Here is a 13,771-nt window from a genome sequence, read left to right on the forward strand (position 1 = left end):
CATAATTTTGCTAATTTTGCAGCCGTTATGACTATTTTTATCATTCTTTTCTGCGTGCTCTCGCCGCTGTTTATCTTGTGGCTTACTTACAAAAGCAGCCTGCTGAACAAGGTGGGAAGCATTATTGTGGCATACATTATTGCGTGTACTCTGGGCTTGCTCGGCGTCTTTCCCGATACCGACGAGGTTCATGGCGTGCAGACAACCATTGCGTCGGCAACCGTGCCTTTTGCCATTCCGCTTATGTTGTTTTCGGCCGACATAAAGTCGTGGGCTAAACTTGCCCCTGACTTTATAAAGTCGCTAATCTTCGGCATATTGGGCTGTGCCATAGCCATTGTCGTGGGCTTTGTGCTGTACGGACAGTTGGACAGGGTGATGTTTGCCAACATCGGCGGAATGCTTACGGGGCTTTATACTGGCGGAAACGCCAATCTGGCATCTCTAAAGGTGGCTCTTGGCGTTGACGAATCGGTCTTCGTTCTCGTTTCGGCTTATAGCGTGGTGCTGAGTGCCGTTTATCTGTTTTTCGTCATCATCTTCGGGAAGAAGGTTCTCGGACTCTTCATGCCCGATTTTAAGAACGACAAGGATGCTGAGGATGCCGAACTTGGCAAACTTAGCGTAGAGAATCACGAAAACGAACTGTTCCTTGGCTTGTTCCGCCGCGACAATCTGCGCGACTTGGGTTTGTCGCTTCTGCTTTCTGCCGGCATAATAATTGTGGGCGCAGGCGTGGCTTTTCTATTCCCGAAGGATATGTTCCAGTCTGTCTTTATCCTTGGCATAAGCCTTTTGTCGGTTCTTGCCTCGATGAACAAGAGAATCCGCTCGCTAAAGCGCACGTTCGAGGCTGGCACGTTCTTTATTCTGATATTCAGCGTGGCTGTGGCATCGCAGGTAAGCCTTGGAACGCTAAAGAACATAAACCCCGATATTTTCATGTTCACCACGGTGGCAACCATCGGCGCGCTCTTCTTCCATGTGCTGCTGAGTGCCATTTTCAGGGTCGATACCGATACAACGCTCACCACGAGCATCTCGCTTATATGCAGTCCGCCGTTTGCTCCTGTTATGGGCGGTGCACTTCACAACAAGGCTGTTATTGGTCCGGGAATTGCCGTGGGGCTGTTTGGCTATGCAGCCGGGACATACATAGGCTTTGGCTTAGCAAAAATGCTTCTGTTCGTCTTCTGACGAGCGGAAGCATTTTTTTTAGTTTTGTTCGGGATGCCTTCGGGATTCGTTCGGGTTTTTAGCCTTGCGGAATTGGTTGTTTGGCTGATTGTTTAAGCACCCCAAGTATTTCTTATTTCGCATCCTGATAGATGCTCAGAGTCTCTTCGTAATAGAATCTTTTGCCGTCGCTATGTGTTTGTGGCTCTGTTCCTTTCAGGCTTATGTCGGCCTTTCGGTTTTTGCCTGTTGTGTTGGGCTTTACCGTAATTTTGTAGTACTGGAAAATCTCGTCGTGAACCACCTTCTCGCACTTGAACCATTCGCCCTCTACTATGTCTTTAGTCTCGTTGGTGCTGTATGTTGTCTTTTTCACGTCGCTGCCGTGCCAGTCGTAGTCGGTGGCATCGATGATGACAGCTCCGTTGTAGTTGCTTATTCTAACCGAGTCTGTTCCGCCGTGAATGTTGAAGTTAACGCCATTGGCATCGACCAGTCTGCCGTAGTAATAGTCCTCATTACAGTCGCAGAAGATGTTTGAAAACAGAGTGATGAAAATGATGATGGTAGGTAATATTTTTTTCATACGAATATACTTTTTGAGGTTTTTAGTAAGCAAATTTTATACCGATAGTATAGAAGCCTTGATGGCCGAATCCTAACTCTGAGAACACGCGAATGTGCTCGCCGCCAGCCTCTAAGCAGAATGGCGAAATCTGATAAGCGAAACACATATCGTTCTTCTTGCCGCAGTTGAAGTCGAGGTCGTCGTGCGGATTAAGGTCTTTCTCTCTTATGCGCGAGAAACCCACGCCGCCGGCAACTCTGGCATAGACGGCAAAGTGGTTAAGGCTTACGATGTAGAATCTTGCCGTTGGCATAACGTAGTAGAGGTTGCGTTCTGAATCCTCGGCAACGGCATCGTTAAAGTAGTATTCGTTGTGTAACGTTCTTTCTTCGTAAAACTGTTCCAGTCCGGCTTGCACGCCGATGCCTAATCTGTTGTTAAGGTTGTAGAGGTAGGTGAGATTGTAACTCTGTCCAGCGAGGTCTTTGTTGCTGTAAGACCATCCGTTATTGATGCTGCTTTTTGTCGGACACGAGTCGAAGTGATTGTCATGCGGAAAAATGCCGAGTCCGAAATCGAGGCAAAGTTCGTTCTTTGGTGCTTTGCGCGCCTTGAAGAATTGTGCATGGGCTGTCTGGGCGCAAAAGAATGCGGCGACTGCCATTGCCAGAATGAATTTTGTTTTCATTTTTTATGTGTCTAAGATAATTTACGGCTTTTGAGCCTTTCTGATTAGTTTGCGATTGAATGTTGTGTTTTCTGCGTTTAAATGGTTTGCATAAGTCTGATAACCATCACTTTTGCAAAGTACGGGATAATTTCTGATATCTGCAAATATTTTACAAAAAAACAGATATATGAAAAACTATGGCTTTGAAACTTCGAAAAGAATAATCATGCTAATAAACGTACTGCTACAACAGAAAAAAAGAAATAACAAGCTTAGTATCCCATAAAAAAGTTTCTTTGGATATTTTACTTCTGTAAATCCGCCAATGGCAGTATTTGCTAATTTATTAAGTTTTTTTCTATAAACATACCCCAATATCCAACCCATTATAAGGAAGAATGCACAAATATAAGGGGTAAGAGGGCAGTATAAGTAGTGAATAATGCAAATAAAGTCTGTTGATACTCCTTCCTTTTTCAGTATGAAGCATGTTAATGCCAATACTAAATTTATAAGTGAGTAGAGTAGTAAGGAGGTCATCATTTCTATGTAATCACCTATTTTGTATACCCAACCAGATAATAGAAATCTATACAAGCCAATGTAATATCTTTCAAACAAGTTCATAATCCAAAGATTTAATATTTCTTTAAGTATTTAATCCACTCTTTTTCAGACTCGAAGCCATATTTGCTCCATCCAAAGCCGAAGAAGTAAGTAAACTTTTCGCCAGCACCAATACGGCTGAAGGCAAGCAGATGCCCCACCGCCTGACCTTTAGGCTTTTCGAACATCTGTTTTTCAATCTTTTCGGGCGTTTTCTCGAATTTTACACCTATATATATGATGCCGTTGCCTGCTTGCGGACTTTGCGAAGGCTCGTTGTAACTCATAAAACGCTTCTTCTCGTCGGCAAAAAACTCCGTGCTTGGGTTGTGCATCACAATTCCAGTAACAATGGTGGCATCGTGTGTAAGACCCTCGTACCAAACCGTACATTTGCACAACTGCGAGCCCTTCCTCAGTTCGAGGATGCGATGTTCCGTAACATTCTTGTCGCCCCCGATGCTGAACGGCGTGAACACAAGGTGAGCCTTGAACACATAAGGGCCGTTCTGCAATATCTCGACCGTTTTGTAGCAATACGGATAGACTATTCTGTCGCCGTCGAGGAGCGCGCTCGTTCCTGCGCCAAGCGTTGGCCCTACGGCATAGAAATCAGCACCTTCGCCGTGGTCTATGTGATAGGTTATTGAGTCTTGCAGGGCGTTTGCCTCTTGCTTCATGCCACGCTTCTTCAACTCTCCAATCCTCTTCCAGAAGACTGGGCTGAACTGGTTGGCATACCACTTGTTAAGGACAAGGTGAGGCACGCGCTTGGCAAAGATGTCGTAGCCGTATAGATTCTCGTTTTTCTCCTGACTCTCAGGACCGTACAGACGAAAGCCCACGCGGTCGTTCTCGAAAGAGAGGTCTTGTCCGTGTTCCGGGAAAACTCTGCCGTAAACCCAACTCTTCTGCGCATGGGCAAGCGAAACGGCAATAAGCATAAAAATGGATATGGTTGTGCGTAGTTTCATAACGGATGCGAAGATAATGAATAAAGTTAAAAAACGGAACGAAAAAGTAATCCGATTCTGAAAAAATATGTACTTTTACATCTGCGCAAATATTGTCCGCCGCCTTTCTTCTTCGAGAAAGATAATCTGCAAGACCGAAAAATGCTTATGCTCAGAGAATTACTCTTTCTGGCTTCGATGCTGTTTACCGACATCAGCAAGGTGCGCCGCCTGAGGCTCAAGCCCATGACGCACTTCCCCTTCAGAGGCTATCTGCTGCTGATGTGGTGCGGCATAATCGTGTTCCGCCGCGAAAATCGCAGCCGTATAGTAGAGTTGATGCGTTCGGGCGAGTGGAGCGAACTTCTGAGGCACGAAACCGTTCATCTGGAGCAGGCGCGCCGTTGCGGGGGCTGGAAGCGGTTCTACCTTTCGTATCTGTGGCAATGGCTTAAATGCAAGCCGTGGAAAAAGCCGTATAAAAAGGCTTATTATGATAATCCGTACGAAAAAGAAGCGTACGGAAATTGACATTTGTCAATAAAAGTGTGCCGGTATGTCATTTTTTCTGTGATTTTGTATTCGGTGTGTACGAAAACGATTTAATTTTGCAGTCGAAAATTATTAAGTACGGTATAAAACAATTTGTTTATGAAGAAATTTATTTTGATGCTGATTGTTGCTTTGAGCTTCAATACGGTTGCAATGGCGGGTGAGAAATTGGAGAATAAGTACCAGATTGCTATGGATATGAGCCAGCTTAACGCATATCTTGGCTTGTCTGTAACGCAGTACTCAAAGGTTGAGAGCGTAAACAAATTCTTTGCCAATCAGTTGGCTAATCTTGCAAAGTCAACAGCAGCAAACAAAGAGGAGAGCATCCGCGTGGCAATAATGAACAACTGCCGCATGATGAAGCCACTCCTTGAGGAGGCACAGTACGCTAAGTACACAAAGATGCTTCTGATGATGGCAAAGAACGCAGGCATCGAAAACATCGAAATTCAGTAAGTAAAAAATATCTTTCCCCTGAAGCAGGCCGAAATTTTATGTGAATAAGATTTCGACCTGCATTTTTTTTATACATTATTATTGTAATTGCTTGATTTTTGCTAATTTTGCGCAAAAATCAATTTTATTCGAATAAAATGGCAGAAATTAAGAAGATAAAGACTGCGTTGGTGTCAGTTTTTCATAAAGATGGCTTAGAGGAACTTTTGGCTAAGCTGAACGAGGAAGGTGTGAAGTTTCTATCTACAGGAGGTACACAACAATTTATTGAGTCTTTGGGTTATCCATGCCAGAAGGTTGAGGAGGTTACAACATACCCATCAATCCTTGGCGGACGCGTAAAGACCCTTCATCCAAAGATTTTCGGAGGTATCCTTGGTCGCCGCGAACTTGAGAACGACCAGAAGGAGATGGTTCAGTACGAGATTCCTGAGATTGACTTGGTTATCGTTGACCTTTATCCTTTCGAGGAGACTGTTGCCAGCGGCGCAGACGAGCCAGCCATCATCGAGAAGATTGACATAGGCGGCATCTCTCTTATCCGTGCCGGAGCAAAGAACTTCAACGATGTTGTAATCGTGCCAAGCAAGAACGAGTACAAGCCTCTTCTCGACATCATTACAAAGAACGGTGCTCAGACAACAAAGGAGGAGCGCAGATGGTTCGCAACCCGTGCATTCGGCGTGTCTTCACACTACGACACAGCCATTCATGCTTATTTTGAGGGCAAGTAATTAACAAATAAATCTGGGGAAAAGTATAAATGGGATTTTTTTCGTTTGTCCAGGATATTGCGATGGACCTTGGTACTGCAAATACCATCATCATCTCTGATGGCAAGATTGCAGTAGACGAGCCATCGGTGGTGGCTCTTGACCGCCGCACCAACAACATGATTGCCGTTGGTGAGAAGGCCAAGATGATGTATGAAAAAACTAATGAGAATATACGCACGCTGCGTCCTTTGCGCGACGGCGTGATTGCCGACTTCGACGCTTGCGAGAAGATGATGCGCGGTCTGATAAAGATGGTTCACTCTGGCTCGCACCTGTTCTCACCTTCGCTCAGAATGGTTATCGGCGTGCCTTCGGGTTCTACCGAGGTTGAACTTCGTGCCGTGCGCGATTCTGCCGAACATGCTGGCGGACGCGACGTTTATCTGATATTCGAGCCAATGGCGGCAGCCATCGGTATCGGTCTCGACGTTGAGGCTCCAGAGGGCAACATGGTTGTTGATATAGGCGGTGGCTCTACCGAGATTGCCGTAATATCGCTTGGCGGAATTGTTTCTAATAACTCTATCCGCGTGGCAGGCGACGACCTTACAGCCGACATTCAGGAGTACATGAGCCGTCAGCACAACGTAAAGGTTAGTGAGCGTATGGCAGAGCGTATCAAGATTCATGTTGGCGCAGCCCTTACCGATTTGGGCGACGACGCTCCTGAAGACTACGTTGTTCACGGTCCTAACCGAATTACGGCGTTGCCAATGGAGGTGCCTGTATGCTATCAGGAAATTGCTCATTGCTTGGAGAAGAGCATCTCGAAGATTGAGACAGCCGTGCTTACTGCACTCGAGAATACTCCGCCTGAGTTGTATGCCGATATTGTTCACAACGGTATCTGGCTGAGCGGTGGCGGCGCGTTGCTGCGTGGCCTTGACAAGCGTCTCACCGAGAAGATTAACATTCCGTTCCACATTGCCGACGACCCATTGCACTCTGTTGCCAAGGGTACTGGCATTGCCCTGAAGAATGTTGACAGATTCTCGTTCTTGATGTAAGAGAGGATATTTTAGTTCGCTGCAAGTTTTTAATATTATAGGTGATTAGTGCGTTAAAATCGTGCTAATCACTTTCTTCTATGATATGAACCGACTTCTTGAATTTATTAAGAAATATAATTATTGGTTTCTGTTTGTCTTGCTCGAGATAATAGGAATCATAATGCTGTTCCGTTTCAACAATTATCAGGCAAGCGTGTATCTTACGTCGGCAAACGCCGTTTCGGGCAAACTGTACGATATGTCGAGCGCGGTTACATCGTATGCCGACGTAAAGGAGCAGAACCGCGAACTTACCCGACAGAACATTCTTCTGGAGCGTCAGGTGGCTCAACTGAGACTGAAGCTCGAGAAGATTAACGGCGACAAGGAGCACGTTGACAGCAAGGAGAAGGCGATGGCATCGCTCGACGGTTATACCTTGCTCGATGCTCAGGTGATTAACGCCACAACCAGCAAGGTGCGCAATTACCTGACCATAAACAAGGGCTACAAAGATGGCGTGAAACCCGAGATGGGTGTTGTTGGCGGCCGTGGCGTTATTGGCATCGTGTACCTCACATCGGCTCACTATTCGCTTGTCATCCCGTTGCTTAACGAGAAGTCGAACCTAAGTTGCCGCATCCGCGACCGCGGATATTTCGGTACGCTTTCGTGGAGCGGCGGAAACACTCAGACGGCATGGCTCAACGATATTCCGCGCCACGCCCGATTCAAGGTTGGCGACTATGTGGTTACCAGCGGTTTCTCTTCGGTCTTTCCCGAAGGAATGTATGTAGGTAAGATTGAGAAGGTTTACTACTCTGCCGACGGACTGTCGTACCAATGTCTGGTGCGCCTTGGCACCGACTTCGGAAAACTTCGCGATGTAAACGTATTGCTCAATCCGCATCTTATGGAGCATAAGGCAGTAGAGGATTCAGCACGAATTGCCGATTTAAAGGAGATAAATTGATATGATACTTCAGTTATTTAAACTTGTTGGAATTACCATAATATTGCTGCTCACGCAGTCGCTGGTGCTTAACCATATTCATTTTCTGGGATATGCAACACCCCTGATTTATGTGTATGCAGTACTGAAGGTGTCGCGTTTCACCCCAAGATGGCAGCAACTGCTGTTCGGCTTCTTCATTGGCTGGGCTGCCGACACGTTTACCGATACGATGGGCGTTTCGGCCATTGCTACAACGGCTCTGGCTATGTTCATGACACCTACCCTGAACCTTTTTGTCGATGCCGACAACAACGACGACTTCGTGCCGGGCACCGACACTATGGGCTGGAGCGCGTATGCCCGATTTTTGTTCATGGCGGTGCTCTTTCATCATATAATCTATTTTCTTGTCGAGGCGTTCTCGTTCAGCGATTGGAGCGGAATGCTTACAAGTTGCATGGCGAGCGTTGTGTTTACCTGTGCACTTATTTTGGCTATTGAGGCCGCATTTGCGAAAAGGAGATGAGAAGAGGCAGCAATTATAATCTGGAAAAAAGAAAGTTCGTGGTGATTGCGATGACATTGTTCATCGTGGTCGCATACATTATGCGCCTTTTCTTCCTTCAGATTATGAGCGACGAATACAAGCAGCATGCCGACAGCAACGCCTTTCAGAACAGGGTGCTGTACCCAACACGAGGAGCAATAAGCGACCGCAACGGTAACGTGCTGGTTTACAATCAGCCGGCATACGACGTTATGGTTGTGATGTCGGAGATTAAGAACCTTGATACACTCGACCTCTGCAACGCGCTGAATATCAGTAAGGAATTCTTTATCAGAAGAATGGCTACGATTAAAGACCGTAGCAAGAATCCGGGATATTCGCGATTCACTCAGCAGATATTCCTTAACCAACTCTCTGCCGAGGAGTTCTCGGCTTTCCACGAGAAGATGTTCCGCTTCAAGGGCTTCTACACCCAGAAGCGTTCAATCCGCGAATATGCCTACGGAATGGGCGCGCATGTGCTTGGCGACGTGGGTGAGGTTTCGGAGGCTAACATAGAGGAAGACCCTTACTATCAGGGCGGCGACTATATCGGAAAACTCGGCGTAGAGAAATATTACGAGAAGGAACTGCGTGGAACAAAGGGCGTGGAGATTCTTCTGCGCGACGCGCGAGGCAGAATAAAAGGCAGATACCAGAACGGACGGTACGACAAGCGTCCTGTTCCCGGACGAAACCTTACCCTCGGACTCGACAAGGACTTGCAGGCTCTTGGCGAGAGACTGATGGAAGGCAAGATTGGCAGCATCGTTGCCATCGAGCCGTCTACCGGCGAGGTGCTCTGCATGGTTTCCGCTCCGTATTACGACCCCCGAATAATGACCGGTCGCCAGCGCGGAAAGAACCACCGAATGTTGAGTGCCGACCCTCGCAAGCCGCTGCTCAACCGTGCCATCATGGGACAGTATCCTCCGGGCTCTACCTTCAAGACAACGCAGGCTCTAACGTTCCTGCAAGAAGGCATCATCACGCCCGAGACTTCATATTCGTGCAGCCACGGATTCTACTTCAAGGGCTTGCATGTGGGCTGCCACGGACACGCATCTCCGCTGCCGCTTCAGCCTGCTCTCGGAACATCGTGCAACGCTTACTTCTGCTGGGGACTCTATCACATGATAAACAACAAGCACAAGTACGGCCGCGTTCAGAATGCCATGACAACGTGGAAGGACTACATGGTTAGCATGGGCTTTGGCTATAAACTGGGCATAGACCTTGCCGGTGAGAAGCGCGGACTTATTCCTAACGCGCAGTTCTACGACAAGGCTTACAAGGGCTCGTGGAACGGCTTGACAATCATTAGTATTGCTATTGGGCAGGGCGAGGTTAACCTTACGCCGCTGCAAATATGCAATCTGTGCGCAACTATTGCAAACAGAGGATATTACATCACTCCTCATGTGGTTAAGAAGGTCGAAGGGCAGGACTTAGACCCTAAATATACCGAGAAGCATTACACTAAGGTGAACCGCAAGAACTACGAGGTTGTTGTAGGCGGTATGCGAAGAGCCGTTCTGGGTGGTACATGTACCGGCGCAAGAATTCCGGGCATTGACGTGTGCGGAAAGACTGGTACGGCGCAGAACCGCGGTCACGACCACTCTGTTTTCATGGGATTCGCTCCGATGAACAACCCAAAGATTGCCGTGGCTGTGTATGTTGAGAATGGTGGTTTCGGTGCCGATTATGGTGTGCCTATAGGCTCGCTTCTGATTGAAAAATATATAAACGGAAAATTGTCGCCTGCCAGCGAGGCAAAGGCTGCATTGTTCCAGAGTAAACGAATAAGTTATGGTGACAGGCAGAGATAGGGAGACAAGTCTATTCAAATCCATCGACTGGGTTTGCATCATCATTTATCTGCTTCTGCTTGCCGCAGGATGGATAAGCGTCTGCGGAGCAAGCTACGACTACGGTCAGACCGATTTCTTCAGTTTCGACAGCCGCTCGGGAAAGCAGCTGGTGTGGATTGGACTGGCGGTGGTCATCGGCTTTATAATAATGATGCTCGAGACGAAGATTTTCGAGATGCTCGCCCATGTAATATATGGTGCGATGCTGGTGCTGCTTGCCGTCACCATTGTAATTGCGCCCGATGTGAAAGGCTCACATTCGTGGCTCGTACTCGGTCCTGTAAGCATTCAGCCGGCAGAGTTTGCCAAGTTTGCCACGGCTCTGGCTGTGGCTAAATACATGAATACGTTTCAGAATCCCGAACTCGACTGGAAGACGCTGGCTCGCAGCGCATTGTTCGTCCTCACGCCGATGATGCTCATCGTGTTGCAGAACGAGACTGGTTCGGCTCTTGTCTACCTGTCGTTCTTTATAATGTTCTATCGCGAGGGAATGCCCGGCTCGCTGCTCTTCTGCGCGCTGTCGGCGGTGCTCTACTTTGTTGTGGGCGTGCGTTTCCGCGATGATATGATTTTCCCGGGATATTCTTCGGGCGGAGGCTCGGCTCTCACGTCGGGTGGCGAGTTTGCCGTTCTGTTTATGATTCAGCTCTTTGTCACCGCCATGGTGTTTGTGTACACAAAGGCGTTCAACGTGTTCAAGATTCTGGCTTGTGTTGGCGTTGGCGGAACGACGCTGGCGATACTGTTCTCGGTCTTTGCCATTCCGTATAACGTGGTGTGGGTGCAGCTCATTCTGCTGCTCGTATCAATCGGCGTGATGCTTTATTACGCCCTGCGCGACCGCATTGTTGAGTATTATTACATTGTGCTCTTTGCGTTAGGCTCGGCAGCCTTTTTCTATTCTTCCGACTATGTTCTGAACAACGTGATGCAGCCGCATCAGCAGGCGCGAATCCGTGTGGTTCTGGGTTTGGAAGAAGACTTGTCGGGAGCCGGATACAACGTTAATCAGGCTAAGATTGCCATCGGCTCGGGCGGACTCGCAGGCAAGGGCTTCCTGAATGGAACGCAGACTAAGTTGAAGTACGTTCCGGAGCAGGATACCGACTTTATCTTCTGCACCGTGGGCGAGGAGGAAGGATTCTGGGGCTGCTCGCTCGTGCTTGTGCTCTATGCCAGCCTGATTATCCGACTGGTTATAATGGCTGAGCGGCAGGTCGACCGCTTTGGGCGGGTTTACGGCTATTGTGTGCTGAGTATCTTCTTGTTTCACCTGTTCATAAACGTCGGAATGGTGCTCGGACTCACTCCCGTAATCGGAATCCCGCTGCCGTTCTTCAGTTACGGAGGGTCGTCGCTTTGGGGCTTCACCATTCTTTTGTTCGTATTCTTGAAGATTGACTCCGGCTGGAGTGCAAGTAAAAGATAGATTCTGACGGTATTTTTTTGCTTTCCTTGCAACAGGAAGGCAAAAAAATGCTATTTTTGCACCTGCATTATGAGGACACACCGATGGTGTCCGTATCATGTGCTTCTGAAACCGCACATGAATCCCGATGCTGCTTTTTTATTATCAGGATTCATGGCATATTCCACTTTTTTTGACGCAGGCGAGGCTGCCGAACGCATCTCGCATCTTGCAGCACGGCAGAAACCGTTTCTTTTTGTAGCAGATTTCGAATGTTCCGAGTTCATCATCGTCGAAGAACCGTTGTGTCAGACCGATGTCCTCTTCGACATTCCGTCGGCTTCGAACGTGAATAAAGACCTGTTTCAGACTGCTTGTAACAAAGGCTTTACGTTTCAACCCGAGCCGTTCGACAGATTCAAGCGTCGTTTCGACATTGTTGAGAAAGGACTCCATCGGGGCGACTCGTTTCTGACGAATCTCACCGTTAAAACGCCCGTTCAGACGGATTTGAGTCTGAAGGATATTTTCGTGATTACCGAAGCCCGATATTCTCTCTACGTTCCCAATCGCTTTGTATGTTTCTCGCCTGAGTGTTTCGTTACGATAAGCGCGGACGGCAGAATCTCAACCCATCCGATGAAGGGGACTATTGATGCCGACATTCCTAACGCCAACGACGTTATTCTTGCCGATAAGAAGGAGAGTGCTGAACACGCAACGGTTGTTGATCTGCTGCGGAACGACCTGAGCATGTTTGCCGAGAAAGTGCGTGTTGAACGCTATAGGTATGCAACCGAACTGCAAACCGACCGTGCACACATCTTGCAGATTAGCAGCGAAATAACTGGTCGGCTACCGTCGGATTGGCGGCAGAATCTCGGACAGATAATAACCTCGATGCTTCCGGCAGGGAGCGTGTCGGGCGCGCCAAAGCCCAGTACTGTTCGGCTTATAAAAGAAGCCGAGGAAGAGCCTCGTGGATTTTATTCTGGTGTGTTCGGCTATTTCGACGGCTTTTCGCTCGATAGTGGCGTGATAATAAGATATATAGAACAGGACGACAACGGACGCAAATTCTATCGTAGCGGCGGTGGAATAACGGCTATGAGCAATGCCCGAAACGAATACGACGAGGTGATTGAGAAAATCTATCTTCCAATCAGAAAGCCGACTTTCTCGGAGGTTATCTGCATCAACAACGGCAAGCCGCAACATCTGCCTTATCATCTTAAACGAATGGAAAGGACTGTGCGCGACATATATAATAAACCGCTGCCCGAACTGCATCTTGAAATTCCCGACGAGGCGCGGAAAGGGCGGTTTAAATGTCGCATAGAGTATGACGACGCTATTCGTTCGATGGCTTTTTCATCATACAAACAGAAGGTGCGAAAGAGTGTTGCCCTTGTCTGCGACGATGCCATCTGCTACAAGTACAAGAGTACCGACCGCCGTCAGTTGGCGCGCCTTGTGCAGCAAGCCAAGACCGACGATGTTATCATCGTCCGCAACGGAATGATTACTGATGCCAGCTATTGCAACCTTGTCTTCGAGGACTTCGACGGAAATCTTTTCACTCCGTCGGATGCGCTGCTGCATGGTACTTGCCGTCAGCGACTTATCGACGATGGGGTGGTTGAAGAACGTCACATCCGTGCCGATGAACTACGCCGTTACAAAACGGTATATTTCATCAATGCCATGATGGATATTTGTGATGCGCAGCGCATGGCAGTAGGGCAGATTGTCGGTTGTTAGATTCGTCATAACCTACATACCATAAAAAACAACTGGCGGAAAGATGAGGCTGTGTGCCTTTTTCTTTCCGCCCGATTGGTTTATTTTGCAAGGCTATGCCTTGATGGCATTACCAAATGCTTTTTTGTTATTATTGCTGTCCGGTAAAACATTTTTAGAGTGAAAAAAAATAAGGTCGTATTCCTCGCATGGAATCCGACCCTTTTTGTTATCTTTGTTTTAACCACAAAACAGCAATAACATGGGCAAAGATAGCAATTTTACCGGACAGCCGGTATATAGTCAGATATTAAATCTGCTTGACCGTGAAAGAATCATGCAGATTAGCCGTGAAACAGAAGGCAGCGAATCATATGTGAAGCGTTTTGACGGATACCAGCATCTGGTCGTTATGCTGTTTGGCATATTGAATCACTTTGATTCCCTGCGCGAACTGGAGATAGGCATGAAAGCGGAGGCGCACAAACTGCATCA

The 13,771-nt window shown here is 47.7% G+C and carries 14 protein-coding genes; 11 read left to right on the forward strand and 3 right to left on the reverse strand.

The features are described from left to right. Window positions 1-27: 27 nt before the first annotated feature. Complete coding sequence (locus T538_RS0108330) at window positions 28-1,197, forward strand: DUF819 family protein (RefSeq protein ID WP_031533263.1); 1,170 nt, start codon at window positions 28-30, stop codon at window positions 1,195-1,197. A gap of 112 nt (window positions 1,198-1,309) precedes the next feature. Here the strand turns inward: T538_RS0108330 and T538_RS0108335 are convergent, their stop codons facing one another. The 3 genes from T538_RS0108335 to T538_RS0108350 all read right to left on the reverse strand — a co-directional run bounded on the left by T538_RS0108335 (window position 1,310) and on the right by T538_RS0108350 (window position 3,994). Beyond that, window positions 1,310-1,762, reverse strand: coding sequence for a hypothetical protein (locus T538_RS0108335; RefSeq protein ID WP_031533262.1), 453 nt, complete (start codon window positions 1,760-1,762; stop codon window positions 1,310-1,312). A gap of 22 nt (window positions 1,763-1,784) precedes the next feature. After that, the gene (locus T538_RS0108340) at window positions 1,785-2,432 is read right to left on the reverse strand and encodes a hypothetical protein (RefSeq protein ID WP_031533260.1); all 648 of its coding nucleotides are present in this window, start codon (window positions 2,430-2,432) and stop codon (window positions 1,785-1,787) included. Between the two features lie 620 nt (window positions 2,433-3,052). Continuing rightward, window positions 3,053-3,994: a DUF4861 family protein gene (locus T538_RS0108350; RefSeq protein ID WP_081834914.1), complete on the reverse strand. Its 942-nt coding sequence runs from the start codon at window positions 3,992-3,994 to the stop codon at window positions 3,053-3,055. Window positions 3,995-4,141: 147 nt separating this feature from the next. Here T538_RS0108350 and T538_RS0108355 point away from each other — a divergent pair, with 147 nt between their 5' ends. The 10 genes from T538_RS0108355 to T538_RS0108400 all read left to right on the forward strand — a co-directional run. Beyond that, window positions 4,142-4,504: a hypothetical protein gene (locus T538_RS0108355; RefSeq protein WP_155993073.1), complete on the forward strand. Its 363-nt coding sequence runs from the start codon at window positions 4,142-4,144 to the stop codon at window positions 4,502-4,504. A 120-nt stretch (window positions 4,505-4,624) separates the two neighbouring features. After that, window positions 4,625-4,984 carry a hypothetical protein gene (locus T538_RS0108360; RefSeq protein ID WP_031540999.1) on the forward strand — a complete coding sequence of 120 codons (360 nt, stop codon included), beginning with the start codon at window positions 4,625-4,627 and terminating at the stop codon, window positions 4,982-4,984. Between the two features lie 137 nt (window positions 4,985-5,121). Further along, window positions 5,122-5,718: an IMP cyclohydrolase gene (locus T538_RS0108365; RefSeq protein WP_031533255.1), complete on the forward strand. Its 597-nt coding sequence runs from the start codon at window positions 5,122-5,124 to the stop codon at window positions 5,716-5,718. 29 nt (window positions 5,719-5,747) lie between these two features. After that, entirely contained in the window at window positions 5,748-6,767 is a 1,020-nt protein-coding gene (locus T538_RS0108370; protein WP_031533254.1) for a rod shape-determining protein, read from the forward strand. A gap of 85 nt (window positions 6,768-6,852) precedes the next feature. Next, window positions 6,853-7,722 carry a rod shape-determining protein MreC gene (mreC, locus tag T538_RS0108375; protein ID WP_031533253.1) on the forward strand — a complete coding sequence of 290 codons (870 nt, stop codon included), beginning with the start codon at window positions 6,853-6,855 and terminating at the stop codon, window positions 7,720-7,722. A 1-nt stretch (window position 7,723) separates the two neighbouring features. Next, window positions 7,724-8,230, forward strand: a complete 507-nt coding sequence (mreD, locus tag T538_RS0108380) for a rod shape-determining protein MreD (protein WP_031533251.1) — start codon at window positions 7,724-7,726, stop codon at window positions 8,228-8,230. Then, window positions 8,227-10,083 carry a penicillin-binding protein 2 gene (gene mrdA / locus T538_RS0108385; RefSeq protein WP_031533250.1) on the forward strand — a complete coding sequence of 619 codons (1,857 nt, stop codon included), beginning with the start codon at window positions 8,227-8,229 and terminating at the stop codon, window positions 10,081-10,083. The genes mreD and mrdA overlap by 4 nt, the downstream gene beginning before the upstream one ends. Further along, window positions 10,064-11,557, forward strand: coding sequence for a rod shape-determining protein RodA (gene rodA / locus T538_RS0108390; RefSeq protein WP_031533248.1), 1,494 nt, complete (start codon window positions 10,064-10,066; stop codon window positions 11,555-11,557). The genes mrdA and rodA overlap by 20 nt, the downstream gene beginning before the upstream one ends. Before the next feature lie 69 nt (window positions 11,558-11,626). Further along, window positions 11,627-13,297, forward strand: coding sequence for an aminodeoxychorismate synthase component I (locus tag T538_RS19220; protein ID WP_155994236.1), 1,671 nt, complete (start codon window positions 11,627-11,629; stop codon window positions 13,295-13,297). 241 nt (window positions 13,298-13,538) lie between these two features. Then, a partial coding sequence (locus tag T538_RS0108400; RefSeq protein WP_031541001.1) for a DUF4372 domain-containing protein occupies window positions 13,539-13,771 on the forward strand: 233 nt, incomplete at its 3' end.

It is taken from the genome of Bacteroides sp. Ga6A2, assembly GCF_000702225.1.
GTDB lineage: Bacteria > Bacteroidota > Bacteroidia > Bacteroidales > Bacteroidaceae > Ga6A1.

Coding starts and splice junctions, on each gene's coding strand:
- T538_RS0108330 (WP_031533263.1), top strand. CDS start 28: ATGACTATTTTTATCATTCTTTTCTGCGTGCTCTCGCCGCTGTTTATC.
- T538_RS0108335 (WP_031533262.1), bottom strand. CDS start 1,762: ATGAAAAAAATATTACCTACCATCATCATTTTCATCACTCTGTTTTCA.
- T538_RS0108370 (WP_031533254.1), top strand. CDS start 5,748: ATGGGATTTTTTTCGTTTGTCCAGGATATTGCGATGGACCTTGGTACT.
- mreD (WP_031533251.1), top strand. CDS start 7,724: ATGATACTTCAGTTATTTAAACTTGTTGGAATTACCATAATATTGCTG.
- T538_RS0108355 (WP_155993073.1), top strand. CDS start 4,142: ATGCTCAGAGAATTACTCTTTCTGGCTTCGATGCTGTTTACCGACATC.
- T538_RS0108350 (WP_081834914.1), bottom strand. CDS start 3,994: ATGAAACTACGCACAACCATATCCATTTTTATGCTTATTGCCGTTTCG.
- mrdA (WP_031533250.1), top strand. CDS start 8,227: ATGAGAAGAGGCAGCAATTATAATCTGGAAAAAAGAAAGTTCGTGGTG.
- T538_RS0108365 (WP_031533255.1), top strand. CDS start 5,122: ATGGCAGAAATTAAGAAGATAAAGACTGCGTTGGTGTCAGTTTTTCAT.
- T538_RS0108340 (WP_031533260.1), bottom strand. CDS start 2,432: ATGAAAACAAAATTCATTCTGGCAATGGCAGTCGCCGCATTCTTTTGC.
- T538_RS19220 (WP_155994236.1), top strand. CDS start 11,627: ATGAGGACACACCGATGGTGTCCGTATCATGTGCTTCTGAAACCGCAC.
- T538_RS0108360 (WP_031540999.1), top strand. CDS start 4,625: ATGAAGAAATTTATTTTGATGCTGATTGTTGCTTTGAGCTTCAATACG.
- mreC (WP_031533253.1), top strand. CDS start 6,853: ATGAACCGACTTCTTGAATTTATTAAGAAATATAATTATTGGTTTCTG.
- rodA (WP_031533248.1), top strand. CDS start 10,064: ATGGTGACAGGCAGAGATAGGGAGACAAGTCTATTCAAATCCATCGAC.